28 protein-coding genes and 1 other RNA gene are annotated in these 25,845 nt (G+C 66.8%); 14 read left to right on the top strand and 15 right to left on the bottom strand.

What is annotated here, in order from left to right; all coding sequences use genetic code 11:
• Positions 1 to 4: 4 nt before the first annotated feature.
• The 5 genes from WG901_RS07655 to WG901_RS07635 all read right to left on the bottom strand — a co-directional run bounded on the left by WG901_RS07655 (position 5) and on the right by WG901_RS07635 (position 3,990).
• Positions 5 to 394 (bottom strand): helix-turn-helix domain-containing protein, encoded by a 390-nt coding sequence (locus WG901_RS07655; protein WP_339586413.1) that lies wholly within the window; start codon positions 392 to 394, stop codon positions 5 to 7.
• A gap of 114 nt (positions 395 to 508) precedes the next feature.
• Entirely contained in the window at positions 509 to 1,825 is a 1,317-nt protein-coding gene (locus WG901_RS07650) for a M20/M25/M40 family metallo-hydrolase (RefSeq protein WP_339586412.1), read from the bottom strand.
• Between the two features lie 53 nt (positions 1,826 to 1,878).
• Entirely contained in the window at positions 1,879 to 2,652 is a 774-nt protein-coding gene (locus tag WG901_RS07645; RefSeq protein ID WP_339586411.1) for an alpha/beta fold hydrolase, read from the bottom strand.
• Position 2,653: 1 nt separating this feature from the next.
• Entirely contained in the window at positions 2,654 to 3,421 is a 768-nt protein-coding gene (locus WG901_RS07640; protein WP_339586410.1) for an SDR family NAD(P)-dependent oxidoreductase, read from the bottom strand.
• A 74-nt stretch (positions 3,422 to 3,495) separates the two neighbouring features.
• A complete protein-coding gene (locus WG901_RS07635) occupies positions 3,496 to 3,990 on the bottom strand; it encodes a flavin reductase family protein (protein WP_339586409.1) in 495 nt (164 codons plus the stop codon).
• A 337-nt stretch (positions 3,991 to 4,327) separates the two neighbouring features.
• Between WG901_RS07635 and WG901_RS07630 the strand changes: the two genes are divergently transcribed.
• The 6 genes from WG901_RS07630 to mmsB all read left to right on the top strand — a co-directional run bounded on the left by WG901_RS07630 (position 4,328) and on the right by mmsB (position 10,148).
• Positions 4,328 to 5,749 carry an aldehyde dehydrogenase family protein gene (locus WG901_RS07630; RefSeq protein ID WP_339586408.1) on the top strand — a complete coding sequence of 474 codons (1,422 nt, stop codon included), beginning with the start codon at positions 4,328 to 4,330 and terminating at the stop codon, positions 5,747 to 5,749.
• 149 nt (positions 5,750 to 5,898) lie between these two features.
• Positions 5,899 to 7,041: an acyl-CoA dehydrogenase family protein gene (locus tag WG901_RS07625; protein ID WP_339586407.1), complete on the top strand. Its 1,143-nt coding sequence runs from the start codon at positions 5,899 to 5,901 to the stop codon at positions 7,039 to 7,041.
• Positions 7,038 to 8,087 (top strand): enoyl-CoA hydratase/isomerase family protein, encoded by a 1,050-nt coding sequence (locus WG901_RS07620; RefSeq protein WP_339586406.1) that lies wholly within the window; start codon positions 7,038 to 7,040, stop codon positions 8,085 to 8,087. Before WG901_RS07625 ends, WG901_RS07620 begins: the two co-directional genes overlap by 4 nt.
• Positions 8,084 to 8,866 carry an enoyl-CoA hydratase-related protein gene (locus WG901_RS07615; protein WP_339586405.1) on the top strand — a complete coding sequence of 261 codons (783 nt, stop codon included), beginning with the start codon at positions 8,084 to 8,086 and terminating at the stop codon, positions 8,864 to 8,866. The genes WG901_RS07620 and WG901_RS07615 overlap by 4 nt, the downstream gene beginning before the upstream one ends.
• 3 nt (positions 8,867 to 8,869) lie before the next feature.
• Positions 8,870 to 9,277 (top strand): hypothetical protein, encoded by a 408-nt coding sequence (locus tag WG901_RS07610; RefSeq protein ID WP_339586404.1) that lies wholly within the window; start codon positions 8,870 to 8,872, stop codon positions 9,275 to 9,277.
• A 1-nt stretch (position 9,278) separates the two neighbouring features.
• On the top strand, positions 9,279 to 10,148 hold the full coding sequence (gene mmsB / locus WG901_RS07605) for a 3-hydroxyisobutyrate dehydrogenase (protein WP_339586403.1): 870 nt from the start codon (positions 9,279 to 9,281) through the stop codon (positions 10,146 to 10,148).
• 82 nt (positions 10,149 to 10,230) lie between these two features.
• Here the strand turns inward: mmsB and WG901_RS07600 are convergent, their stop codons facing one another.
• From WG901_RS07600 to WG901_RS07585, 4 genes are read right to left on the bottom strand one after another with little or no spacing between them, the layout of a single operon-like run.
• Positions 10,231 to 10,788, bottom strand: coding sequence for an NUDIX hydrolase (locus tag WG901_RS07600; protein ID WP_339586402.1), 558 nt, complete (start codon positions 10,786 to 10,788; stop codon positions 10,231 to 10,233).
• Positions 10,785 to 11,468, bottom strand: a complete 684-nt coding sequence (locus WG901_RS07595) for a TPM domain-containing protein (protein ID WP_339586401.1) — start codon at positions 11,466 to 11,468, stop codon at positions 10,785 to 10,787. Before WG901_RS07595 ends, WG901_RS07600 begins: the two co-directional genes overlap by 4 nt.
• 10 nt (positions 11,469 to 11,478) lie before the next feature.
• Positions 11,479 to 12,246 carry a TPM domain-containing protein gene (locus WG901_RS07590; protein ID WP_339586400.1) on the bottom strand — a complete coding sequence of 256 codons (768 nt, stop codon included), beginning with the start codon at positions 12,244 to 12,246 and terminating at the stop codon, positions 11,479 to 11,481.
• Between the two features lie 11 nt (positions 12,247 to 12,257).
• Positions 12,258 to 12,863, bottom strand: a complete 606-nt coding sequence (locus tag WG901_RS07585) for a LemA family protein (RefSeq protein ID WP_339586399.1) — start codon at positions 12,861 to 12,863, stop codon at positions 12,258 to 12,260.
• 153 nt (positions 12,864 to 13,016) lie between these two features.
• Between WG901_RS07585 and mscL the strand changes: the two genes are divergently transcribed.
• From mscL to WG901_RS07570, 3 genes are all read left to right on the top strand, one after another.
• Positions 13,017 to 13,448, top strand: a complete 432-nt coding sequence (mscL, locus tag WG901_RS07580; protein WP_339586398.1) for a large conductance mechanosensitive channel protein MscL — start codon at positions 13,017 to 13,019, stop codon at positions 13,446 to 13,448.
• Positions 13,449 to 13,478: 30 nt separating this feature from the next.
• Positions 13,479 to 13,854, top strand: a transfer-messenger RNA (tmRNA) gene (gene ssrA / locus WG901_RS07575).
• 66 nt (positions 13,855 to 13,920) lie between these two features.
• Positions 13,921 to 14,424, top strand: coding sequence for an asparaginase domain-containing protein (locus WG901_RS07570; RefSeq protein WP_339586397.1), 504 nt, complete (start codon positions 13,921 to 13,923; stop codon positions 14,422 to 14,424).
• Here WG901_RS07570 and WG901_RS07565 read toward each other — a convergent pair.
• Entirely contained in the window at positions 14,421 to 14,669 is a 249-nt protein-coding gene (locus tag WG901_RS07565) for a hypothetical protein (RefSeq protein WP_339586396.1), read from the bottom strand. The genes WG901_RS07570 and WG901_RS07565 overlap by 4 nt on opposite strands.
• Before the next feature lie 250 nt (positions 14,670 to 14,919).
• On the opposite strand from WG901_RS07565, the gene WG901_RS07560 reads away from it, so the two are divergent.
• A complete protein-coding gene (locus tag WG901_RS07560) occupies positions 14,920 to 17,046 on the top strand; it encodes a malate synthase G (protein WP_339586395.1) in 2,127 nt (708 codons plus the stop codon).
• Positions 17,047 to 17,099: 53 nt separating this feature from the next.
• On the opposite strand, the gene WG901_RS07555 is transcribed toward WG901_RS07560, so the two are convergent.
• The 5 genes from WG901_RS07555 to WG901_RS07535 form a co-directional block, all read right to left on the bottom strand.
• Positions 17,100 to 17,297 (bottom strand): hypothetical protein, encoded by a 198-nt coding sequence (locus WG901_RS07555; protein ID WP_339586394.1) that lies wholly within the window; start codon positions 17,295 to 17,297, stop codon positions 17,100 to 17,102.
• A 56-nt stretch (positions 17,298 to 17,353) separates the two neighbouring features.
• Positions 17,354 to 18,169, bottom strand: coding sequence for a 16S rRNA (adenine(1518)-N(6)/adenine(1519)-N(6))-dimethyltransferase RsmA (gene rsmA, locus WG901_RS07550; protein WP_339586660.1), 816 nt, complete (start codon positions 18,167 to 18,169; stop codon positions 17,354 to 17,356).
• 2 nt (positions 18,170 to 18,171) lie between these two features.
• Complete coding sequence (pdxA, locus tag WG901_RS07545) at positions 18,172 to 19,173, bottom strand: 4-hydroxythreonine-4-phosphate dehydrogenase PdxA (RefSeq protein ID WP_417602585.1); 1,002 nt, start codon at positions 19,171 to 19,173, stop codon at positions 18,172 to 18,174.
• A gap of 25 nt (positions 19,174 to 19,198) precedes the next feature.
• Complete coding sequence (locus WG901_RS07540) at positions 19,199 to 20,587, bottom strand: peptidylprolyl isomerase (protein WP_417602501.1); 1,389 nt, start codon at positions 20,585 to 20,587, stop codon at positions 19,199 to 19,201.
• Between the two features lie 153 nt (positions 20,588 to 20,740).
• Complete coding sequence (locus WG901_RS07535) at positions 20,741 to 23,044, bottom strand: LPS-assembly protein LptD (RefSeq protein ID WP_339586392.1); 2,304 nt, start codon at positions 23,042 to 23,044, stop codon at positions 20,741 to 20,743.
• Between the two features lie 85 nt (positions 23,045 to 23,129).
• Here WG901_RS07535 and WG901_RS07530 point away from each other — a divergent pair, with 85 nt between their 5' ends.
• From WG901_RS07530 to ndk, 4 genes are all read left to right on the top strand, one after another.
• Positions 23,130 to 24,593 carry a leucyl aminopeptidase gene (locus WG901_RS07530; protein ID WP_339586391.1) on the top strand — a complete coding sequence of 488 codons (1,464 nt, stop codon included), beginning with the start codon at positions 23,130 to 23,132 and terminating at the stop codon, positions 24,591 to 24,593.
• A 14-nt stretch (positions 24,594 to 24,607) separates the two neighbouring features.
• On the top strand, positions 24,608 to 25,045 hold the full coding sequence (locus tag WG901_RS07525) for a DNA polymerase III subunit chi (protein ID WP_339586390.1): 438 nt from the start codon (positions 24,608 to 24,610) through the stop codon (positions 25,043 to 25,045).
• 13 nt (positions 25,046 to 25,058) lie between these two features.
• Entirely contained in the window at positions 25,059 to 25,313 is a 255-nt protein-coding gene (locus tag WG901_RS07520) for a hypothetical protein (protein WP_339586389.1), read from the top strand.
• Between the two features lie 80 nt (positions 25,314 to 25,393).
• Positions 25,394 to 25,816 (top strand): nucleoside-diphosphate kinase, encoded by a 423-nt coding sequence (gene ndk / locus WG901_RS07515; RefSeq protein WP_339586388.1) that lies wholly within the window; start codon positions 25,394 to 25,396, stop codon positions 25,814 to 25,816.
• The last annotated feature ends 29 nt before the right edge of the window (positions 25,817 to 25,845 follow it).

Below are 25,845 nucleotides of genomic sequence, written 5' to 3'. Positions count from 1 at the left end.
AGGCCTATGCCTGGGCGTGCTCGATCCCGAACTCGTCCATCTTGCGGTAGACCGTCGAGCGGCCGATCTTGAGGCGCCGCGCGACCTCGCTGATCCGGCCGTCGTAGCGGTTCACCGCGATGCGGATGATTTCGGCCTCGATCTCCTCGAACGGCCGCATGTGGCCATCCGCGGCGAAGAGCGAGAAACTGGCCTCGGTTTTCTGCGCGGCAGCTTCGCAATCACAGGCGGCGTGCGGGACGCAGATCGTCGCGATCCGATCGGCGAGGTCGCTGATGAACAGCGATGGTTCGGCATGTCGATATCGCGTGAGATCGTCGCCCCGCGCTTCGTAAAACCAGGACTCGTCCCAATGGGATGCGTCCATCACATAGGCTTCTGCGCTCCGAACCACGACGTAGCTCCCTTTTTTGGCTGGCCTCATTCGGCCGGCAGGGAGCTTTTCGCCGGGTTCGCTGTCCCAGTCTGTGACATTAGCCACACTCTGAATAATAAAGATTTTACCAAATCATCGGCGCGGTACGGCCGGATCTACCGCGGCGCGGCCCGCGAAGGTCACGAGGCTCTCCGCTCCGTCGCGGCCGACCGCGGCGACGCCGAAGAACAGATCGTCGACAGGCTTGTCTTCGAGAACGATCGTCGTCGCGCCTTCGACGATCTGCGAGCCAGTCCAGTCGCGCGCGTCCTGCTCGCGCCAGCGCACGACATAGCGGACGGCGCCGGGCACCGCCGCCCAGGCCAGCGTCGTGTTGCGGCTGAGTGCGCCCGCGGCCTGGACACGGGCCGGAGCGGCCGGTGCTTTCGCCAGCCGCGCGAGCGTGGCGACGTTGATCGCGGTGACCTTGGCGAGATAGTCGAAATCGACGCCTTCCACCGTGTCGCCATAAGCACGGCCGTTCTCGCTACGGACGTACTGGTGCTGGCGATCCCAGTTCTCGGCGCCGACGGTGAAGCGTACCGCCGGATAGCCGAGCGCGAGGAACGGCTCGTGATCGCCGCCGCGTCCGAAGCGATCGGGCCGGCGCGCGACGATCACATCAAGCCCACCGGGCAGGGCTTCGGCCACATGGTCGACCGCCTTGGCGAGGGCGCGGCTGGGGCCGTCGTCCTCGCTGCCGTCGCCGCGGCGCTGCTGCGCTTCGACCAGGCTCTCGGCCTTGCCGACGCCTTCGGAAAATACGCGGACCCGGTCGCCCGCCGCGACGCCGCCCTGGCCGATCGAATTGCCGACGATGTCGTTGTTGAGCATGGCGTCGACCTGCCAGCCGCGCGCCTTGGCGGTATCGGCGAGTAGGGTGCCGCCCCACAGGCCCTGCTCCTCGCCCGAGAAGACGGCATAGACGATCGTCGCCTCGAAGCGCTGCTTCGAGAGAAGCCGCGCCGCCTCGAGCACGAGCGCGACACCAGAGGCATCGTCGTTGGCGCCCGGCGCATCAGCCTTGGAATCCATCACGTCGCCCGCCATCGAATCGATGTGTGCGCCGACGATGACGTAGCGGTTGGGATCGGTGCCGCGCTGGATGCCCAATACGTTTTCGACCACGACGCCATCGGGCGCGCGCGGCCCGACGAAGCGCCGCGCGATCCGCTCGACCGTCACGCATTGCCCGCAAGCCTTGCCGATCCGCGCGAGTTCCGCCGCCGCCCAGTCGCGCGCGGCGCCGATGCCGCGCTTGGGATCGCTGGTGCTCGACAAGGTATGGCGGGTGCCGAAGCCGACGAGCCGGGTGACGTCGGCACGCAGCCGGTCGGGCGAGGGGCGTTCCTGCGCAGCGACGGGACTGGCGGTAACGGCAAGCAGGGCAGGGAACAGAAGGGCGCGCATGCGGGGGCTCCGGCTGGGCTGGGCGGTCATATTGCCCGCTCCGCGCCGAGGCGTCATCCCAGGATTGCTGCCGCCACCTCGGCCGGACGCTCGATATGGAGCATGTGCCCCGCGCCGACGAAATCGATCCGCCTCACCTGGGGGGCGGCGCCTGCGATCACGTCGGCGATGAGACGCATGTCGGCGACGTCGCGCTCGCCGGTGAGCAGCAGCGCGGGCATGGCGAGAGTGTGAAGCCGTTCCAGGTCGGGCAGTTCCATGCGCTGCGGATCGCGGATCCACTGCCTTCCGTGGTAGGCGTCGATCGCATGGCGCAGGTCTTCGGCGGCGGCGCTCTCGCGAACCACCGCAAACATCGGGTGCTGGAACCAGCGTTCACGCGCGCGCGCCAGGTCACCGTCGCGCGCCGCGCGCGACACCTCGTGCCAGAGGCCTTTCCACCCGGCCGACCACTCCCAGCCGACTATGGCCGGGCTGATCAGGATCAGCCGCGAAACGCGCGTCGGATGGCTGAGCGCGAAATTGAGCGCGACGCCGCCGCCCATCGACAAGCCGAGCACGGCGGCGCACTCGATGCCGAGGGCGTCGAGCACGGCGAGCAGGTCGTCGCTGTGCGAGTATTCGCGATCGTCGCTCGGCGAGAGGCCGAAGCCGCGCAGGTCGTAGCGAAGGATCGGATAGTCCGCGGGCAGCGCGGCGAGCAGGCGATCCCAGTCGCCGCGCTCGCCGGCCATGCCGTGGATCAGGACGAGCGGCGGGCTATCCGCACCGATCCGCTCGCCTGCCAGAGTGGCGCCTTCGACGTCGACCGTGAAGGCGCCCGTCATCTTAGGCCGAACCCATGTAGCGGCCGCCGTTCACGCTGATCGTCTGGCCGGTCATGTAGCCGCCCTCTTCCGAGGCGAGGAAGGCTGCGGCTGCGGCGATGTCCTCGCCCGTACCGATGCGCTTCACCGGCAGCGCGTTGCCATAGGCCTCGACAGCGCCCTCGCGCTGCATGATCTCGGCGCCGCGCAGCATCGGCGTGTCGATCGATCCCGGCGGGATCATGTTGGCGGTGATGCCGTGCTCGCCCAGCGCCATGGCGAGGCACTTGGTGAAGCCGAGCAGCGCACCCTTCGAACTGGTGTAATGCGTCTGCAGCGCCGAGCCCGACTGCACCGACGACGAGGTGATGTTGATGATCCGGCCCCACTTGGCCTCGATCATGTCGGGCACGCATTCCTGGGTGACGAGGAACGGGCCGATCGTGTTGACGCGCAGCACCTTCTCGAGCAGCGCCAGGTCGATCTCGAGGAACGGCGTGAACGGCGCGATGCCGGCGTTGTTGATCAGGATCGCGATCTTGCCCAACTCGGCGCGCGTCTGCGCGGCCGCGGCCTTGATCGCCGCCGGGTCCGAACAGTCGGCGGTAATGGCGATGGCCGTGCCGCCGGCGTCGCGCACCAGCTTGGCGGTCTCTTCGGCGCCTTCGCCGTTGATGTCCCAGATCGCGATCTTCGCGTCGTCTTCGGCCAGACGCAGCGCCATCGAGCGGCCCATGCCCGAACCCGCGCCCGTGATGACCGCGACGCGGCCGTTCAGTGATCTCGTCATCTTGATGCTCTCCCGATCGGATACAATGCTGTACACCCGAACAGCATCGGCATGGGCAGAGTCAAGTCCAGAGCTTAGGCGAGTTCGGCGAAACCGCCGTAGCGGCCGCGGTGGAACAGCATCGGATCTTCGTCGCGGGTGACTTCGAGGCCGAGCACGTTGCCCAGCACGATCCAGTGATCGCCGGCCTCGACCACCGAGTGGATCGAGCATTCGATGCGCGCGATCGAATTGGCGATCACGGGCAGGTTGTGCTGCGAGATCTCGTATTCGACGCCGACGAACTTCTCGGGCCCCTTGGCCGAGACCTGCTTGCAGACCTCCTGCTGGTCGCTGGCGAGAACGTTGACGCAGAAATGGCCGGCAGCCTCGATCTGCGGCCAGGAGGAGCTTTTCTTGTCGGGCAGGAAGCCGACCAGCGGCGGATCGAGCGAGACCGACGTGAAGGTGCCCACGACCATGCCGATCGGCTGGCCATCCGCGCCCATCGCCGTGACCACGCTCACGCCGGTCGGATAGCTGCCGAGCACTTGGCGGAACTGAGCGGAATCGATGCTGGGTTGAGTCACGCGGAAATCCTGCTGTTCGTCATCGTCGCTGCGTTCATGGCGAAGCGGCGGGGGGAGGGCAACAGGCTTGTTGTCTGGAATGTCGAACTCACGTTCCTATGGGGGAATTATCGGCAGCTTGAAGCGGCGTTACGCCGCACTATCTGAGCTGCAGCATAGTCAAACGACCATGCCGTTTTGCGCAACATGGCTTGCGGCGAATCATCTTGAACGCCGCTGGGCAAAAGTGCAGTGGCGGCGTGGAGCCGGATGCTTGAGAACCGGGCCGTTACGCGTGTGCGCGACGGTTGCGGGCTTCATCGACATCGCGGCGCACATCGAAGGATAGGACAAGAAGATGGCCGCTGCCCGCCCGATTGCCGACACGCCCGAAGCCAAGGAAGTCGCCGAACTCGTTGCACGCTCGCGCAAGGCGCAGCAGCAGATCGAGCATTACACGCAGGAGCAGGTCGATCGCCTGATCCGCGGCATGGTCTGGGCCGTCGCCCAGCCGGGCGTCGCCGAAGAGATCGCGCAGCATACGGTCGATGAATCGCAGCTCGGCAACTACGACGGCAAGTACCTGAAGATCGCGCGCAAGACCCGCGCCGCGCTGATGGACATCATCGACGACAAGTCGGTCGGCGTGATCGAGGAAGATGCCGAGCGCAACATCGTCAAGATCGCCAAGCCCGTCGGCGTGATCGGCGCGCTTTCGCCCTCGACCAATCCCGAGGCGACTCCGGTGATCAAGTCGATTTCGGCCGTGAAGGGCCGCAACTCGATCATCATCTGCCCGCATCCGCGCGCCAAGATCACCAACAAGATCATCTGCGACAAGATGCGCGAAGCGCTGGTCAAGCTCGGCGCGCCGGCCGACCTGGTCATCCCGATCGAGATTCCCTCGGTCGAGAAGACCAACGAGGTCATGCGCCAGTGCGACCGCGTGCTCGCCACCGGTGGCGGTCCCATGGTGCTCGCCGCCTACTCGTCGGGCACCCCGGCACTCGGCGTCGGCGTCGGTAACGCCGTCATCACCGTCGACGACACCGCCGATCTCGACGACGCAGCCGAGAAGATCCGCGTCTCGAAGACGCTCGACCTCGCCGCCTCGTGCTCGTCGGACAACTCGGTGATCCTGTTCGACAAGGTCTACGACCAGATGCTCGAGAAGCTGCAGAAGGAAGGCGGCTTCATCGTCGAGGGCGAGAACAAGCAGAAGCTTCAGGACACGATCTGGAAGGACGGCGCGCTCAACACCGCGATCGTTGCCCAGACCGCCAGCAAGATCGCCGGCATGGCCGGCATCGACCTGCCCGAAGGCAAGACCTTCCTGATCGTTCCCGAAAGCGGCTACGGCGCCGATCACCCCTTCTCGGGCGAGAAGCTGTCGGTCACCATGGCGCTCTACCGCGCCAAGGACATCGACGAGGCGATCGATCTGACCAATGGCATCCAGGCCTACCAGGGCCAGGGCCACTCGTGCGGCATCTATTCGAACAGCGACGAGAACATCCTCAAGCTGGCCGAGAACACCAAGACCAGCCGCGTCATGGTCAACCAGCCGCAGGCCCCGTCGAACTCGGGCAACCTGTGGAACGGCATGCGCCAGACCTTCTCGCTGGGCTGCGGCTCGTGGGGCGGCAACTCGACCAACAACAACATCACCTGGCGCGATCTGATCAACGAGACCTGGGTCTCGAAGCCGCTCAAGGTGACCAAGGTGATCCCGGCCGACGAGGACCTGTTCGGCAAGGACATCATCGCCGCTCTGGCCTGAGGCCCGATCGACGCAAACCAGGCCGCCCGCCTTTCTCACCGGAGAGGCGGGCGGTGCTGCGTCCGGGGACCACAAAAATCTCTCCCTGAGCTTATTTATAGGCGGGCAGGGTATTTAACCGAGCGGTTAAATCGGATAAGGCGCGCGGCATGACCGACCTTTTCAGCCTCACCGAAGACCAGCTCGCCATTCAGGAAATGGCCCGCCGGTTCACCGCCGACGCCATCACGCCCAAGGCGGCGGAATGGGACGAGACCAAGCACTTCCCGCGCGACGTCGTGCGCCAGGCGGGCGAGCTCGGTTTCGGCGCGATCTACATCTCCGAGGAGATGGGCGGGATCAATCTCGGCCGGCTCGAATCGGCGCTGATCTTCGAGGCGCTGTCCTACGGCTGCCCGTCGACCGCGGCTTTCATCTCGGTCCACAACATGGCCTCGTGGATCATCGACAAGTTCGGCGACGACCAGATCAAGCAGCGCTACCTGCCGCAGCTCGTCGGCATGGAGAAGCTCGGCTCCTACTGCCTGACCGAACCCGGTTCGGGTTCCGACGCTGCAGCGCTCAAGACCACCGCGCGCCTCGAAGGCGACCACTATGTCGTCAACGGCACCAAGCAGTTCATCACCGGTGGCGGCGTCAACGACTTCTACGTGACCATGGTCCGCACCGGCGACAACGGCGCGAAGGGCATCTCGTGCCTGGTCATCGAGAAGGACCAGGAAGGCGTCTCGTTCGGCGCCAACGAGAAGAAGCTCGGCTGGAACAGCTCGCCGACCGCGCAGGTCAGCTTCGACAACGTCAAGGTGCCGGTCGAGAACCGTGTCGGCGCCGAGGGCGACGGCTTCAAGTTCGCCATGGCCGGCCTCGACGGCGGCCGCCTCAATATCGGCGCCTGCTCGCTCGGCGGCGCCCAGCGTTGCCTCGACGAAGCGATCCTCTACGCCAAGGATCGCCAGCAGTTCGGCAAGCCGATCGCCGATTTCCAGAACACCCAGTTCACCCTGGCCGACATGGCGACCAATCTCGAGGCCAGCCGCGCGCTGCTCTATCTCGCGGCCGCCAAGGTCACCGCCGGGGCGCCCGACAAGACGCGCTTCGCCGCCATGGCCAAGCGCCTCGCCAGCGACAACGGTTCGCAGATCGTCGACCAGGCGCTGCAGATCTTCGGCGGCTACGGTTACCTGCGCGACTATCCGATCGAGCGCTTCTGGCGCGACCTGCGCGTCCACCGCATCCTCGAAGGCACCAACGAGGTCATGCGCATGATCATCGGGCGGGACCTGCTCAAGTGAGCCAGACCGAAGAGCTCATCGTTCGCCGAGACGGCGTCGCGGGCTTCCTGACGCTCAACCGCCCCAAGGCGATCCACGCGCTGACCGCGGCGATGGACCACGCGATGACCGACGCGCTGGTCGCCTGGAAGGACGATGACGCGGTCAAGGCCGTGATCGTCGATCACAGCGAGGGCCGCGGCTTCTGCGCGGGCGGCGACATCGCCTTCCTGCGCAATTCGGCGCTGACCGACAACGGCGTCTCGGGGCTGGCGTTCTTCTACGAGGAATACCAGCTCAACCACCTGATGACGGTCTATCCCAAGCCGATCGTCGCCTTCATCGACGGCATCACCATGGGTGGCGGCGTCGGCATCTCGCAGCCCGCCAAGTACCGCGTGGCGACCGAGAACACGCGCTATGCGATGCCCGAGACCGGCATCGGGCTGTTCCCCGACGTCGGCGGCGGCTGGTGGCTCTCGCGCCTGCCGGGCCGCCTGGGCCAGTACCTCGCGCTCACCGGCGCGCGGATCGACGGTTCGGAAGCGCTCTGGGCCGGCCTCGCGACGCATTACCTGCCCGTCGACAAGCTGGCCGAGGCCAAGGCGCGGATCGTCGGCGGTCATGAGATCGGCGGCGTCCTGTCGGCGCTCGCGGTGACCGCGCCCGAGCCCAAGCTGGCGGCGCACGCGACCGAGATCGCCAGGCACTTCGCTTCGGACCGCTACGAGCACATCCTCGCGAGCCTCGAGGCCGACGATAGCGAATGGGCGGCCAAGACGCTGGCGACGCTCAAGACCAAGAGCCCGCAGACCTGCAAGGTCGCGCTGCGCCAGCTCGCCGACAGCGCAAAGCTCGGCTCCTTCGCCGAGAACATGGTCATGGAATATCGCATCGCCGCGCGCGTGCTGACCCGGCCCGACTTCGCCGAGGGCGTCCGCGCCGTGATCGTCGACAAGACCAACGATCCCAAGTGGGATCCGGCGACGCCCGAAGGCGTCACCGACGAACTGATCGATTCAATCTTCGCGCCGCTGCCGGCCGACAAGGAATGGAAACCGCTATGAGCTACGAAACGCTTCTCGTCGAACAGCGCGGCGCCGTCACGCTGATCCAGCTCAACCGCCCGCAGGCGCTCAACGCGCTGAGCTCGACGGTGATGAAGGAACTGATCGACGCTTTCGCCAAGTTCGAGGCCGACGACAGCCAGGGGGCCGCCGTCCTCACCGGCGCGGGCGAGAAGGCTTTCGCCGCCGGTGCCGACATCGGCGAGATGGCCGACAAGCCCGCCACAGAATTCTTCGCCCAGGCCTTCTTCGACGGCTGGCAGAAGGGCATCGCGTCGGTCGTGCGCAAGCCCTGGATCGCCGCGGTCAATGGTTTCGCGCTCGGCGGCGGCTGCGAGCTCGCCATGATGGCCGACATGATCATCGCTTCTGAAAAGGCCAAGTTCGGCCAGCCCGAGATCAAGCTCGGCGTCGCGCCGGGCATGGGCGGAACGCAGCGCCTGACGCGCGCGATCGGCAAGGCCAAGGCGATGGACCTCTGCCTCACGGGTCGCATGATGGACGCCGTCGAAGCCGAAAAGTCGGGCCTCGTCGCGCGCATCCTGCCCGCCGAGGGCTTCGTCGACGCGGTGGTCGCGATCGCCACCGAGATCGCCGGCATGCCGCGCCTCGCCGCGCTGCTGAACAAGGAAATGGTCAACGTCGCCTTCGAGACGACGCTCGAGCAGGGCCTGCTCTACGAGCGCCGCACCTGGGGCATCCTGGCCGCGACCGAGGACAAGGCCGAAGGCATGAAGGCCTTCGTCGAGAAGCGCCCGGCGGTCTGGAAGGGCAAGTAAGCCATGGCGACGCCGCCGGTCTTTCCGCACAAGGGAGAGGCCCTGGCAATGCTCGACGAGGAGTTCGCCAAGGTCGATCTGCCGACTCCGGAGGCCTTGCCGATCGAGAAGCAGAAGCGCCCGGGCAGCCAGAAGCTTGCCTGGTGGCACGGCGATCCCGATGCGGCCGATGCCGTCGAGACGCTGACCAGCCTCGCCTGGCTGCGCACCTGGCTGCGCATCACCGGCGGGCGCGCGCTGCCGGCCGGTGGCCTGCGACTGCGCAAGGACCGCGTCTGGCTAGACCGGGCGATCGTGAGCCGGCTCGAACGCGACGGCATCCTCGCCTTCGAGCCGACCGGACATTTCGAGCCGAGCTTCGTGCTGACCGATCAGGGACGCGAATGGCTCGCCGCGACAGGAGACGTTTGACATGAAGATCGCTTTCATCGGCCTCGGCAACATGGGCGGCGGCATGGCCGCGAACCTCGTCAAGGCGGGGCACGAGGTCCAGGCCTTCGATCTCGCGGCCGAAGCGCTCGCCAAGGCCAAGGAAAATGGCTGCGCCGTCTTCACGACGGTGCGCGAGGCCGTGCAGGGCGTCGACGCCGTGGTCTCGATGCTGCCCAACGGCGGAATCGTGAAGAGCGTCTACGAGGCCGACGTGCTCGGTCAGGCGCCCGCGGGCGCGCTGTTCCTCGACTGCTCGACGATCGACCTCGCCACCGCGCGCGAAGTCGGCGAGGCGGCCAAGGCCGCGGGCTACGAGATGGTCGACGCGCCCGTTTCGGGCGGCATCGCCGCGGCCAACGGCGGCACGCTGACCTTCATGGTCGGTGGCACCGAGGAAGCCTTCGCGCGCGCGCAGGCGGTGCTCGAACCGATGGCCAAGGCGGTGATCCATGCGGGCGCGCTCGGTGCGGGCCAGGTTGCCAAGATGTGCAACAACATGCTGCTGGCGATCCACATGATCGGCACCTGCGAGGCGCTGGCCTTGGCCGAGAAGGCCGGGCTCGACATGCAGAAGTTCTACGAGATCTCGTCGAAGTCGACCGGCTACAACTGGTCGCTCAACGACTATACGCCGGCCCCCGGCGTGGGCGCGACGAGCCCGGCCGACAACGGCTACCAGGGCGGCTTCGCCTCGGCGCTGATGCTCAAAGACCTGCGCCTGGCCATGGCCGGCGCGCAGACCGCGGGCGCGAACGTGCCGCTCGGCGAGCATGCGACCAAGATCTACGAGGCGTTCAACGAAGCCGGCAACGGCGGCAAGGACTTCGGCGCGATCTTCACGACGCTGTAAGAACGCTCGTCATCATAAGAATGACCGTCATCCCCGCGAAATTGGGGAGGACGGGATTGGTGTCTGCGGGGAGGGATGGGCGTTACCGCCCCAGCAACCCCGGCCCCAGCAGGGTCAGCAATCGGACGTCGATCGCGCGGCCTTGCGCGCGCCATTCGGCGAGCGCGCGGTCGATGCGGTCGAGGTTTATGCGGTGGACGGTGATGTCCTCGCCCTCGACGCCGCCGCCTTCGCCCACCAGGGTCAGGCCGTGCGCGCGGAACAGGGTGAAGCTCTCGCTGACCATGCCCGGCGACGAATAGAACTGGCCGATCTCTTCCATGCGCTCGGCATGGTAGCCGGTCTCTTCCTCGAGCTCGCGCGCGGCGGCGACTTCGTCGGGTTCGCCCGCGTGCTCTTCGTGGTCGCCGATCAGGCCCGCCGGCAGCTCGATGCAGGGGCGGCCGAGCGGTACGCGGAACTGCTCGACCAGGATGACGTATTCCTCGCCGTCCTCGTCCTCCTCGATTGCGAGGATCACCGCGGCGCGGATGCCGCGGGCGCGGCTGACATATTCCCACTTGCCCTTCTTGCGCGCGGTGATGAAGCGCCCCTGCCACATCACTTCGTCGGGTTCGCTGCGATCGTGGTGGTCGCTCATACTTCAATCAGCCTGTCAGGGAGTTCGTTGCGGTCGTCGTCGGCGCGCGGGAAGTGCTGCGCGAGCACGGCGCCGACCTGCGTCACCGCGGCGATCAGGCCGTCGGCGAGATGGTCGCGCTTCAGCTCGGCCAGCATCCCCGCCATGGCGTCGCCCCAGGTCTCGGCCGGGACTATCGCGGCAATGGCCTCGTCGGCGACGATCTCGGCGCGGTGCTCGGCCAGCGACAGATAGACGAGAATGCCCGTGCGGCCATGGGTGCGGCGCTCGGCGCCGACCTTGAAGCAGGTGATCGCCCGCGCACGCACGCGGCGGTTGCGGATTGTCGCGGGAGTCAGCGCCAAGCGCAGTGGCCGCCAGAGCAGGATCAGCCAGGTCCCCGCGAACTTGAGCGCGACGACCAGCGCGGCCACGGCGAAGACCTCGCGCGGGCTCCATTCGTGGACCCAGGCGCCGGTCAGCCGCGCGTAGAGGCCGAGATAGAAGTCGGGCAGGGCGACGAGCGCCAACAGCGCCAGCAAGCCGACCGCCGCCGACCAGACGAGCGCGACGTCACCATAGTCGTCCGAGCGTTCGGCGAGGATCGTGACGATCTCGCCGGCGGACTGGCCTTCGGCGGCAGCCACGGCGGCGCCGACGCGGTCGCGGTCGGCTTCGGTCATCGGTGAGAGATCGGCCATCTTGCGTCTCCTACCACGAACCCGACGAGCCGCCGCCGCCGAAGCTGCCGCCGCCGCCCGAGAATCCGCCGCCGCCGCCGAAGCCGCCACCACCGCCCCAGCTAGAACCGCCCGAGTCCCAGACGATCGGTATGAAGCCGCCGCTGCGATAGCGGCGTCCACGCTTGCCGCGGAGCAGGGGCAGGACGAAGAAAAAGAAGAAGATCAGCCCGAAGACCACGAAGTGGCCCCACTCGATCGCCTCGTCCTGCTGCGGCGCCTGCTTTGCCTGGGCGACGACCTTGGCGGCCTCTTCGGGCGGCAGGGTCAGCTGGGTGACGATCGCGTCGACCCCGGCCTCGATCCCGCCGGGCATGTCGCCGGCCTTGAGCTTGGGCACGATCGCCTGGTTGATGATCAGCGACGAGAGCCCGTCGGTCAGCGTGCCTTCGAGGCCATAGCCGACCTCGATGCGCAGCTTGCGCTCGTTCGGCGCGACGATCAGCAGCGCGCCGTCGTTCTTGTCCTTGGCGCCGATCCCCCAGGCGCGGCCGAGCTGATAGCCATAGTCGGCGATCTCGTAGCCCTGAAGGCTGGGGATCGTCGCGACCACCAACTGGCGTCGCGACTGCGTTTCGAGCGCGGCGAGCTTCTGGTCGATCCGCGCCTCGACATCGGGCGGGATGACGTTCGCGGCGTCGACCACGCGCCCTGACAGCGGCGGGAAGCTCGGCGCGGCCAGCGCGGGGCCCGCCAGCAGCGCCAGCAGGAGCGAGGCAACGGCAACGAGGTGTCGCATTGGGACCGCTTTCAGAGCTTCCCTTCGAGGCTCGGCGCGACCTCGGCACCCGGCGTCGCGGCCTGGTAGGGCACCATGACCTCGGCCCCGCGGATCTTCGCGCCGATCATCTCGGGGAAGGTGCGAACGCGCGTGTTGTAGTCCTGAACCGCGCCGTTGTAGTCGCGGATCGCCACGCGGATGCGGTTCTCCTGGCCCTCAAGCTGGCTCTGCAGCATCTGGTAATTGGTGATCGACTTGAGCTCGGGATAGGCCTCGACGTTGGCGAGCAGCCGGCCGAACCCTGCGAGCGAGCTCGAAAGTTGGTTCTGAGCTGCCTGAAATTGTGCCATTTTTTCTGGATCGGTCAGGTCATTGGCGTTGAGTTGGATCGAGGTCGCCTTGGCACGCGCCTCGACCACGCCGGTGAGGATGCCCTTTTCCTGATCGGCCGCGCCCTTGGCCACGGCGGCGAGGTTGGGGACCAGGTTGGCGCGCTCCTGGAAGGCGGCCTGGACGTCGGCCCACTTGGCCTTGGCGTTCTCCTGCGCCGTGGGGATCGAGTTGATGCCACAGGCGGAGAGGCTCGCCGCGGCCAGGGCGGCGAGGGCGAAGCGGAACAGGGACGAAGCGGTCATGCGAGGCGGCTCCCGAGGCGCCGCGGCGAACTGCCGGGCATCGTGCGGCGAATGTAGAGCCGATTGCCGGGGGTTCAAGCGCTGCGTGCGCTTGTGACCATTCGCCTTACGTGGCAGCCTTCCGCGCGAGGATACGGTACAGGAGGAGTGGCTATGCTCAACGAATTCAAGGCCTTCATCGCGCGCGGCAATGTCATGGACCTCGCCGTCGGCGTCATCATCGGCGCGGCTTTCGGCAAGATCGTCACATCGCTGACCGAAAGCGTGATCATGCCCGTGGTCGGCTGGCTCACCGGCGGCGTGGACTTCACCAACTACTTCGTCGCGCTGGGCTCGCCGCCCGCCGACTACAAGGGCTCGCTGACCGACTATGCCGCGCTCAAGGCGGCCGGCGTGCCGATGATCGGCTACGGCGATTTCATCACCCAGCTCGTCAACTTCCTGATCGTCGCCTGGATCATCTTCCTGCTGGTCAAAGGCGTGAACCGCGTCGTCGCCAAGAAGGAAGCCGAAGCCGCGCCTGCGGGGCCGAGCGAGGTCGATATCCTTCAGGAAATCCGCGACGAACTGCGCAAGCGCGCCTGACGACGGGGCTGTGCAATAGCCGGCCGCTAGTCACTTCACATTAAGCGAGGACCGCCTATATAGGTCCTCGCCGGTTTCGACCGGCTATGGTGATAAATTGCGGCGTGCAATAGGCACAGCGGACCCGGGGGCGGTACCCGGCGGCTCCACCATTATCATCCTGAACCGGGATTTTCCGGGGGCAGGAGCCCTGTTGTCGCAGGGATAATGACGGGGCCGAACTAGGATCGACGTGTGTTGAAAAACGCTGTTTTTGCCCGGGCTGAGTAACCCGTTCAAGGCTCAAAACTCATAAGTGCCAACGACAACGAAGCACTTGCTCTCGCGGCGTAATTCTAGGGGCTAACGCCCTGAAGTTACAAAGTTAGAACACGGTTGGACCGACCGGGTAACAGAACGGAGACCAGCGGTACGGGGCGCACCGGGCAACAGAAGCGTCCCACTTATTTCTCAGGCGTGATATGGTCTGGCCATGCTGCCCACCGAAACGCCCATCCTGCTGCTGACCACCGGCGGGACCATCGACAAGATCTACTTCGACGCGCTCTCGGACTATCAGGTCGGCGAGAGCGTCGTCGCGCGCCTGCTAGAGATCGGCCGCGTGCGCCGGCCGTTCCGCGTCGAGGAAGTGGCGCGCAAGGACAGCCTCGAGCTGACCGACGCCGATCGCGCCTCGATCCACGAGCGGATCGCCGCAGCGCGCGAGGCGCACATCGTCGTCACGCACGGTACCGATACGATGACCGAAACCGCCAGAGCGCTCGCCGACATTCCGGGTAAGGTGATCGTGCTCGTCGGGGCGCTGGCGCCCGCGCGGTTCAGCGAGAGCGATGCCAGCTTCAACCTCGGCATGGCCTTTGCCGCGGTCCAGTGCGCAGAGCCGGGGGTCTACATCGCCATGAGCGGCTCGGTCTTCCGCGCCGATCGCGTGGTCAAGGACCGCGCCAAGGGGCTGTTCGTCGCGACCGGCGACTAGGCGGCCGTCTTCTCGGCAGCGGCTGCGTCGCGCGCCTGTTCGAACTTCAGGCAGTCGAGGATCTTGCCGCCCGCCATGAACACCGCGGCGGTGCAGGCGAGGAACAGCAGCTTGCCGCCCCAGCCGGGGAACTGCTCGAGATAGACCGAGCCACGCTCGGTCGCCCCGAGCGCCAGCGCATAGATGATCAGGAACGCCTCGAGACGCGTCTTGATCACGAACAGCCTGCCGATCTTGCTAAACATCGTATTCCCTTCGCGGGCTTCAGTAGCAACCACCATGCCAGAGGCTGAAATCCGCGCAAGAGCGTGGTTAACCGCGCGCTAACTGTAAATTCGTCCGACGGCCGGGGCGGGTGTGACGGCCACTTTGGTCAGGTTGCCAAGCCTGCAGGCTTGGGCCATAGGCCCGGCGTTCCTTCCCCAGGGATTATCGGCAGATTCCCGGCCGCCCCGCATCCTGGCGGCCGCGGCCCAAGCATGGTGAGTGAGGCAAATGACGGACAGGATCGATCGCGCGGGACTTCAGGTCGACGCGAAGCTGGCGCAGTTCATCGAAGGCGAGGTGCTTGCACCGATCGGCAAGTCCGCCGACGCTTTCTGGCAGGGTTTTGCGACTCTGCTTGGCGCGTTCGCGCCGAAGAACCGCGCGCTGCTGGCCAAGCGCGACGATCTCCAGGCGCAGATCGACGCCTGGCACACCGCACGCGCCGGCAAGCCGCTCGATGCCGCCGAATACCGCGCCTTCCTGGCCGAGATCGGCTATCTCGTGCCCGAGCCCGAGGCTTTCACCGTCACCACGCAAAACGTCGATGACGAGATCGCCGCACTGGCCGGCCCGCAGCTCGTCGTCCCCGTGCTCAACGCGCGCTTTCTGCTCAACGCCGCCAATGCGCGCTGGGGCAGCCTCTACGACGCCTATTACGGCACGGATGCGCTCGACGCCCCGGCGGCCAGGCCCGGCGGCTACGATGCCGAGCGCGGCGCCGCGGTGATCCGCGCCGGCCGTGCCTTCCTCGACCGCGCCGTGCCTTTGGCTTCGGGCTCCTGGTCCAACTGGGACGGCGCCGGCGATCCGCCGCTGGCCCATGCCAGCCAGTTGGTCGGACGCAAGGAGGGAGGCCTTCTCCTGCAGCACAACGGGCTCCACATCGAGCTCGTGCTGGATCGCTCGCATCCGGTGGGCGCCACCGACGTCGCGGGCATCGCCGACATCGTGCTCGAATCGGCGCTGACCACGATCGTCGATCTCGAGGATTCGGTCGCGGCGGTCGATGCCGAGGACAAGCTCGCCGCCTATCGCAACTGGCTCGGCGTGATCCGCGGCGATCTGACCGACACCTTCGAGAAGGGCGGCAAGAGCCTGACCCGCGCGCTCGAGCCCGACCGCATCTGGAACGGCGGCGCCAATGAAGCAGGGGGCGGCCAGATCAGCCTGCCGGGCCGCAGCCTGCTGTTCGTGCGCAACGTCGGTCATCTGATGACCAATCCGGCGATCCTGCTCGCTGACGGCAGCGAGATCCCCGAGGGCATCATGGATGCGGTGATCACCTCCGCGATCTCCACGCAGGACGTGAAGGGGCTCGGCACGCACGGCAACAGCCGCACGGCCTCGATCTACATCGTCAAGCCGAAGATGCATGGTCCCGAAGAGTGCTCCTTTACCAATGACTTGTTCGACGCTGTCGAGGATCTGCTTAAGATCCCTCGCCACACCGTCAAGGTCGGCGTGATGGACGAAGAGCGCCGTACCAGCGTCAATCTCGGCGCCTGCATCCATGCGGTGAAGGACCGGATCGTCTTCATCAACACCGGCTTCCTCGATCGCACCGGCGACGAGATCCACACCTCGATGCGCGCGGGTCCGATGATCCGCAAGAACGACATCAAGGGCTCGAAGTGGATTTCGTGCTATGAAAAGCGTAATGTTGCCATAGGTTTGAAGCACGGTCTTTCGGGACGTGCTCAGATTGGCAAGGGCATGTGGGCCGCGCCCGACCGCATGGGCGCGATGATGGCCGAGAAGACCGTCCACCCCAAGGCCGGCGCGAACACCGCCTGGGTGCCTTCGCCCACCGCGGCGACGCTCCACGCCATGCACTACCATGACATCGACGTGTTCGACGTTCAGAAGGAACTCGCCGGCCAGCCGGTCCCGGGTCTGGACGACCTGCTGACCGTGCCGCTCGCGCAGGGCACCAACTGGTCCGAGCAGGAGATCCGTGAAGAGCTCGACAACAATGCGCAGGGCCTGCTGGGCTATGTCGTGCGCTGGATCGACCAGGGCGTGGGCTGCTCGAAGGTGCCCGACATCAACGACGTCGGCCTGATGGAAGACCGCGCGACCCTGCGCATCTCGAGCCAGCACATGGCCAACTGGCTGCTCCACGGCGTCTGCACCCAGGAGCAGGTCCTGGAATCGCTCCAGCGCATGGCTGCCAAGGTCGACGCGCAGAACGCCGGCGACGCACGCTACGAGCCGATGGCGGGCAACTGGGAGACCAGCCTGGCCTTTCAGGCGGCCTGCGATCTCGTGTTCAAGGGTGTCGAGCAGCCCAACGGTTATACCGAGCCGCTGCTTCACGCCTGGCGTCAGAAGAAGAAGGCGGCCGTCGCGGCCTGACTGGGCTTGCGTCCCCGCCTCGGCGGGGACGCGAACCGATCGGTTTCGGGACCTTAGCCCGCGGTCTTGGTGGTCTTGCGCGGCTTGGCGCGCTTGGGCGGGGCCGCGCTTTCGCGGGCCGGTGAGAGCTCGCCGGCGGCACCTTCCTCGGGCGCGACGAAGACGTCCTCGCCCTTGGTCTTCTTGCCGATCGAATACTTGTAGATGACGTAGGCGGATGCCCCGGCCAGGGTCCAACGCAACAGCTTCATCCGGTATCTCCTAAGTCTGTCGGAACGCATGCAGGGGGAGGGCGTTCCGGGATACTCTACAATTCGCCAGCCAGGCTGACGAATTCCGCGACGCTCAGCGTCTCGGCGCGCCGCTGGGAATCGATCCCCAAGCGGTCGAGCGCCTCTAGCGCCCCGGGCAGGCCTTTCAAGCTCTGCCTTAGCATTTTCCGCCGTTGTCCGAAGGCCGCTTCGGTGACGCGTTCGAGCTTGCGGGCCGAAACGCCAGCCGGCATCGCGCCCGGCACGACGTGGACGATCGCCGACATGACCTTGGGTGGCGGAGTGAAGGCGCTGCGGTGGACCTTCATCGCGATCTTGGCCTCGGCCCGCCACTGCGCCAGCACGGCGAGGCGGCCGAATTCCGAGGTTCCGGGCACGCCTATGATGCGGCGGGCGACCTCTTCCTGGAACATCAGGGTCAGCGAAGCCCACTGCGGCGGCCAGGTTTCCCCGGACAGCCAGCCCGTGAACAAAGCTGTGCCAACGTTGTAAGGAAGGTTTGCAACGATATGATATGGTTCGGAAAAGAGATCGGCTGGAGAAATCTTCGTGGCGTCTCCTTCGATCACGCGGAGCTGGCCGGGAAAGGCCTCCTCGAGCTCGGCGAGCGCGGGCAGGCAGCGGCGGTCCATCTCGATCGCGGTGACGCGGGCGCCGGCGCGGAGCAGCGCGCGGGTCAGGCCGCCGGGGCCGGGGCCGACCTCGAGTACGGCCTGGTCCTTGAGATTGCCCGGAATTCTGGCGATCCGGCCGAGCAGTTGCTCGTCGAGCAGGAAGTTCTGGCCGAGCGCCTTGGTGGCCTGGAGGCCGTGGCGGGCGATGACCTCGCGGATCGGCGGGAGATCGGGCAGGCTCATGACGTCATGGCCCGGCGCGCGGCGCATTCGCCGGCCATGCGCAGCGCCGCGATCGTCGCGCCGGGGTTGGCGAGGCGCTTGCCGGCGATGCCGAAGGCGGTGCCGTGATCGGGCGAGGTACGCACGATCGGCAGCCCCAGCGTGACATTGACGCCATTGTCGAAATCGAGAGCTTTCAAGGGGATGAGTGCCTGATCGTGGTACATGCACAAAGCGACGTCATAGTCGCCGCGGGCGTGGGGCGCGAACATCGCGTCGGCCGGGTGTGGCCCGGTGACGGTGATTCCCAGGGCCCGCAGCGCGGCAATGGCAGGAGCGATGATCTGCGCTTCCTCGCTGCCGAAGCGGCCGTCTTCGCCGGCGTGGGGGTTCAGCGCCGCGAGCGCGAGGCGCGGATTGGCCAGTCCGAAATCGCGCTGCAAGGCCGCTGCAACGATGCTGCAACGGCGCTGGATGAGCTCTGCGCTCAATGCTCCCGAAACCTCTGCGAGCGCGATGTGCACGGTCAGCGGCACGGTGCGCAGACTCGGCCCTGCGAGCATCATCACCGCGTCCTCGAGTGCCACTCCGCTCGCCGCGGCGACGAATTCGGTCTGGCCGGGATGGGCGAAGCCCAGTTCGGCGAGCCGCGACTTGGCGATCGGGCCGGTGACCACGCCGCCGGCCTCACCGGCGACCGCGAGACGCGCGGCTTCGGTCAGCGAGGCGAGCGCGAGTTCGGCGCCGGCACGATCGGGTTGACCGGGCTTGTAGGAACCATCGGCATGATCGAGCACGGGCAGGGCCCGCGCGAAGACCTCCGCCGCCTGGGCCGGATCGGTGATGCGCTCCACCGGGGCTGCGATGCCGCGGATCGCCGCGGCTTCGGCGAGGACCATAGCGCCGCCGACGGCGAAGAAGGGCGTGAGCCCTTCCTCTGCGCGGCGGGTCCAGGCCTCGGTCAGCAGCTCGGGGCCGACTCCGGCCGGGTCGCCCAGGGAGACTGCCAAGGGTAACATGGCCGGCGCGGTCATCCGCGCACCATCAGTTGTAGTCGATGATCGCGTCGCGGCGGAGATCGCGCAGGTACATCTGCGCGCGCTTGTTGACGCGCTCGTCTTCCATCTGCGCCATGACCTGATCGAAGTTCAGGGTGTTGTTGCTCTGCGGATCGTCGCGACCGCAGAGCATCAGCACGCGGACGCCGTCGGCGATCGAGCCGAACGGCGGCGAGGTTTCGCCCACGGCCATGCCGAGCACCGCATCCTGGAGCGGCCCGGGCAGGTCGCGCGCGCGGATCTGGTCGTTGGCGACGACCTGCGCGCCGAGCGCGCGAGCGACGCCGTCGACCGCGCCGCAGCCACGCGCTTCCTTCATGGCATTGGCGAATTCGCCGGCCTTCCTGGTGGCATCGGCCTGGGTCGTGCCCGCGGGGAAGCTGATCGAGATCTGTTTGAGCGCGAGCACCGCGTCGCGCGGATCGGCGGTCAGCACCTGGCGCTTGTCGATCAGATAGACGATTGAAAAGCCGCCGGGGACCTCGATCGGGCCGACGAGCTGGCCGGGCTGCAGTTCGCGCGACGCCGTGGCGAGTTCGCCGGGAAGCTGGCTGAGCCGGATCCAGCCGAGATCGCCGCCCACTGCGGCGGTCGAGGCCTGCGAATACTGGCGCGCATAGGCAACGAAAGAGCCGCCCTGCTTGAGCTGGTCGACGATGCGCTTGGCATTCTCGAAGACCTGCTGCTTGGCGTCGGGCGAGGCCGCGAGATAGATCTCGCCGATGCGGTACTCCTCGGTGCCCTTGTCCTGCTGCTGGCGCGCGATGACTTCCTTCACTTCCTCTTCGGAGACGTTGATGAAGGGCTGGACGTTGCGGCGCAGCAGGCGCTGCCACGAGAGCTCGCCGCGGATCTGGCGCTTGAGCGAGGCCGGCGAGGATCCGACGCGGGCAAGGTAGGAATCCATCGCCGCGACGTTCTGGTTGAAGTTCTGCTGCGCGACGCGCGCATAGGTCTGGTCGATCTCGCCGTCTTCGATCGTGATGTCGGAAGCCTTGGCCTCCTGGATCTGCAGCGTTTCGTCGATGAGGTTGCGCAGCACCTGCATGCGCAGGCGCTCCTTTTCCTCGTCGCTGATCTTGCCGTCATTGGCTGCCAGGATCAGCGCCAGGCGCTGGTCGACGTCGGTGCCGGTGATGATGTCGCCGTTCACCAGCGCGGTCGCGCGGCGCATGTTGGGATCGTTCTTGCCGAAGATCGTCACGCCTTCGGGAATCGAGATCGTGCCCTGCGCATCCGAGGGCGCGCCCGCCGGATTGCTGGGACCGGCAGGATCGATCTGCTGCGCGGGGGCGGCGATCGCCATCCCGAGCGCGGTGAGCCCGAGGGCGGCAAGCCGGCCGTTCTTCAATGTCGTGCGAATAGTCTTATCCACCGTGTCGTTGATCCCATCCCGCGAGCGCGGCCTAGGCCGGCGCTTTGCCGCGGCCCGGCTTAACCAATACTGAGTGCGCCGGATAGGGTGTTTGGGGGAAGGGGACAAGGACCAGCAGAGCCCCGCCCCCGCGCGGCTCGCCGGCAGCCGATATCACCGGACGCCGATGTTCTTGACCGCGAAATAGACCTGGAAGACGTTGCCCTTGCGCGCGTCGCCCGTGGCGACGTAGTCGCGCCGCCAGGTGAAGGCGAGTTCGAGGCAATCGTCCTGATAGGCGACGCCAAGGCGCGTGCGCAGCGGCTGGAAACCGTCGGAAAGGTTGGACGGGTCCTCGTTGCGGTCGGTCAGGTTGACCACGGCCGAGCCGAACAGCGACCAGTATTTCTTGAACGCGACGCGGCCGGCGACACGCAGCTCCTCGCGATCCTGGAGATCTTCGATCGTCTGGATGTTGCGGTTGAGACGAACGTAGCCGATTTCGGCATAGGTCTTGTTGTCGCCGATCGTCGCGTCGAATTCGTTGCGGCGGATCGCGAAGCTGTCCTTGTCGAGCCGGAAGCGGTGCGTGACCTTGAGGAAGCCGCGATAGTGAACCTCGGTGCGGCCGACGATGTCCGAGGTGCGGCTCGACAGGCCCGTGCCGTCGGGCAGCAGCGTCTGTTCGGTGGTCAGGCGATAGGACTGGCCGATCGTGGTCTTGATCTTCCAGCGCGGCGCCTCGAACTGCCAGTCGAAGCCATAGGTGAAGCGCACGCCGTCCTCGACCCGGTCGTAGCCGGGGAAGCGGTTGAGCGCGAACAGGTTCGAATCCTCGAGATCGACCGCGCGCGCGTCCTCGTTGGGCACGGCGAGGTTGCGGATCGACGGCGTGGCGACGAGCTGGACGCGCGGCGTCAGGACCTGGGTGCCGCCGAAGACCGCGCCGACGAGCGGCCATTTGACGTCGACCGCGGCCGTGGCGATGCCGCGTCCCTGCCAGCCGGACTCGCCGCGATAGATCGCGGTCGAAGTCAGCGCATTGTCGTCCGAATGATAGACGTCGCCGCGGACGAGACCGGTCAGCGTGATCTGCTGGCCGAGGCCGGTGATCCGCGTCAGGTCCCAGCGCGCGCCGGCGAAGGCGCGCTGCGTGTCCTGCCCGTTCGAGCGCAGGATCGCGAGGCTGTTGACCTGCAGTTCGAGCCGTCCGCCGACCAGCGGATCGGTGAAGCGGTGGCGATAGTCGATCGCGGGCAGCGCCAAGGGCACCTGGCCCTGATCGTCGTTGACGCGCAGGGTCTGCGTCGACCAGCCGGCGATCGACAGGTAGGAATTGGGCGCGATCCGCTCGATGTCGACCATCGAGCGCAGGCGATCGTCGCGGCTGATGTCGTAGCGGCGCAGGAAGGTGCGGTCCGTGCTGCGGCGGATCGAGCTGGTCACGCTCCATTCGGGTGAGAGCTGGAAGCGGCCGTTGGCGTAGACGTAGCCGCGGAAATTGCTTTCGGCGGCGTTGCTCGGTTGCCCCGAAACCGCGATGAGATCGCTCTTCGTGGCATAGCCGGTGATCTGGTACGAACCCTTGCTCGTCAGCGCGCGGTACTGCCCCGAGACCATCGGCGGCGCCTTGGTATAGACGTAACCGGTGGCGGTCAGGTCGCTGCTGTCGGAGAGCCGCAGGTAATAGCCTTCGCTGATCTCGACGCCGTTCGAGGCCGAGAGGCGCAGATCGGGGATCAGTGGGCCGGAAATGGCGCGGCCGTCGGTGGCGACGAGCAGGCCGGGCAGCGGCATAAGGCGGATGCCGAAGATTTCGAGCCGCGCGCCCTTGAAGCGCACGCTCTTCTGATCGTCCTGATAGATCACCTGCGAAGCGGTGATTCGCCAGGTCGGCTGCTTGGGGCAACCGTCGGCATCCTCGACCTCGCAAGCCGTATAGGACGCGTGGCTGAGCACGACATCGCCGTTGGGCAGGCGCTGGCCCGACTGCGCGGCGAGCCGGCCGCCTTCGCGCAATGCGAGCAGCAGGTTTTCCATCGCGCCGGTCTTGAGCTCGTCGGTCAGCTCGACGCGATCGGTGAACAGCTGGTTGCCGTCCTCGTCGACGAGACGGATATTGCCCGTGGCGACGATCTTCCCGGTGTTGCGATCCCAGGTTACCTGATCCGCGCGCACCGACTGGTCGTCGCGCCGCAGCACGACCGCACCTTTGGCGGTGACCGTATCGGCCTTGTCGTTGTATTCGACCTCGTCGGCCTCGAAGCCGATCGGGCCGTCTGAGAGGTCGGCGGCCGGGGCCGCATCGGCCGTCGGACCGGCGGGCTGGGGCGTGGTTTGGACAGGCAGGGCGGCCGGTCCGTCCTGAGCCCAGGCGGGCTCGGCCAGCATGGCAAGGCCCGCCGCCATCGCCAGCAGATGCCAGGGGCGCAAGCGAAGGACACGGGCTTGCAACTGGGTCCGCGGGGCAGGGAGCATCCCTTGCCTATCGCACCGCACGTGCTTAACTGCAATCCGCCCCGGCAATTGGTGGGTCCCAATTCGGCCCAACCGAGGAGAATTCATGCAAATCCAGTTCCTTGATGCGTCTGCCACGCCTTCCACCCGCCTTATCGCCCGCCTCGTCAATCAGGATGCGATCCCGGCCGAACTGGAGCCGGTGCTGGCCGAAGGTGCGCGCGCGACCCGCTTTGCGGGCAAGGCCGGGCAGATCTTCGAGGGCTTCGCCGAACGCGGCGGCACCTTGGTGCGCGTCGCCCTCGCCGGGATCGGCAGCCCCGATGCCGATGATCGTATCTCCGCGCTCGAACGCGCGGGCGCCGGACTTGTTGCGCGATTCCTCACTTCGGGCGAGCCGTCGCTGACCTTCGACCTTTCGGGCGCGGCGCTTTCGGCCGACGAGGTTGCCTCGGTGCTGCTCGGCGCGCGGCTGCGTGCCTGGCGTCACGACACCTATCGCACGAAGCTGACCGACGAGCAGAAGCCGTCGCTCAAGGAGATCGCGGTCGCGGGTGCACCCGACGGCGCAGCGGCCGCCTGGGAGCGCGAGAGCGCCGTGGCCGAGGGCATCGAATTCACCCGCCAACTCGTCACCGAGCCGGCCAACGTCATCTATCCCGAAAGCTTCGTCGCCCGCTGCCAGGACCGCATGGCCGGTACCGGCCTGACCTTGCGCGTGCTCGACGACGTCGAGATGAAGGCGCTCGGCATGGGCGCGCTGCTCGGCGTGGCGCAGGGTTCGGAAAAGCCCGCGCGGCTGCTGGCGATCGAATGGAACGGCGGCAAGGCCGGCGAGAAGCCGCTGGCCTTCGTCGGCAAGGGCGTCACCTTCGACACCGGCGGCATCTCGATCAAGCCTGCCGCGGGCATGGAAGACATGAAGTGGGACATGGGCGGGGCCGGTGCGGTCGCGGGTACGATGCTCGCGCTCGCGCTGCGCAAGGCTTCGGCCAACGTGATCGGCGTGGTCGGCCTCGTCGAGAACATGCCCGACGGTAAGGCGCAGCGTCCCGGTGACGTCGTGACGTCGATGTCGGGCCAGACGATCGAAGTGATCAACACCGACGCCGAAGGCCGCCTCGTGCTCTGCGACGCGCTGACCTGGGTACAGAAGGAATATGCGCCGACGACGATCGTCGACCTGGCGACGCTGACCGGCGCGATCATCGCGGCGCTGTCGACCGAATATGCCGGCCTGTTCTCGAACGACGACGATCTCGCGGCCAAGCTCACCGCCGCAGGCCAGGCCACGGGCGACCGGCTCTGGCGCTTCCCGATGGGCACGGCCTACGACAAGATGATCGACAGCCCGATCGCCGACATGAAGAACGTCGGCCCGCGTCTGGGCGGTTCGATCACCGCCGCGCAGTTCCTGCTGCGCTACATCGAGAACAAGACGCCCTGGGCGCATCTCGACATCGCCGGCACCGTCTGGGCCGACAAGCCGGGCCAGACCTGGGACAAGGGCGCGACCGGTTTCGGTGTGCGTATCCTCGATCGCTTCGTTCGAGACAATTTTGAAGGATAGGCCGTAAGGTTCTGATGCGCGTAGATTTCTACCAGCTCAGTCGCGATCCTGCCGAGGCCGTGCTGCCGCTCATCGCGCGCAACACGCTCAAGGCGGGCGAGCGGCTGCTGGTGGTCTCCGGCCGCGAGGACCAACTCGGGGTTATCAGCCGCGAGCTTTGGGGACGGGTCGCTGATTCGTTCCTCGCGCATGGCTTTTCCGGCGGCGACCACGATGCGCGCCAGCCGATCCTGCTCTCGGGCGAGATGGCGGCGGGTAACGGCGCCAAATACCTGGCGATCGCCGACGGCGTCTGGCGCGACAGCGACACCGGGTTCGAGCGCACCTTCTACATCTTCGACGACGAGACGCTCCAGCCCGCGCGCGAGTGCTGGGTCATGCTGGGCAAGCGCGGGGGGATCGACCGACGCTTCTGGAAGCAGCAGGGCGGCAAGTGGGTCGAGGGCCCGTAAGCGAGTGCATGGCGTGAGCGAGTCGACCGCCGATTTCATGCATCCCGATCGCGACCGCGTGATCAGCTTCGTCCGCGACGCCGCGGGGCGCGTCGGCTTCAATGTGCTCGCGCGGATCGAACCGCTCGAATTCGAAGGTCTGCAAAAGGTCTACTGGCGCAAGATCCACCGTTCTGACTTCCACGAAGACGTCGATTCGGCCTTCGCCGCGGCGCGCGAGCAATTCGCCTGGGTCGATGCCCGCTGGCGGGACACCTTGCAGGTCTGAGCGACCTTGCCTCGCCGCGCTTTCCCGGCTAGGGGCGCGGCCATCCAACGACAGACACAAACCTCGCAAGGAACCCTATCATGGCGGTGACCCGCACCTTTTCGATCATCAAGCCCGACGCCACGCGCCGCAACCTGACCGGTGCGGTCACCGCGAAGCTCGAGGAAGCCGGCCTGCGCGTCGTCGCCTCGAAGCGCATCCAGATGAGCCAGGAACAGGCCGAGGGCTTCTACGCCGTCCACAAGGAGCGTCCCTTCTTCGGCGAGCTCGTCAGCTTCATGATCTCGGGCCCGGTCGTGGTCCAGGTTCTCGAAGGCGAGAACGCGATGCAGGCCAACCGCGACATCATGGGCGCGACCAATCCCAAGGACGCGGCCGAAGGCACGATCCGCAAGCTCTTCGCCGAATCGATCGAGGCCAACACGGTCCACGGTTCGGACAGCGACGAGAACGCCGCGGTCGAGATCGCCTATTTCTTCAAGCCCGAAGAAATCGTCGGCTGATAGCCGTCGATCTGGTTCAGCCTAGCTGA

The organism is Novosphingobium anseongense (assembly GCF_037482895.1).
GTDB classification, from domain to species: domain Bacteria; phylum Pseudomonadota; class Alphaproteobacteria; order Sphingomonadales; family Sphingomonadaceae; genus Novosphingobium; species Novosphingobium anseongense.
The sequence above is the reverse complement of the archived record's forward strand: the minus strand, read 5'-3'. Positions and strand labels throughout refer to the sequence as shown.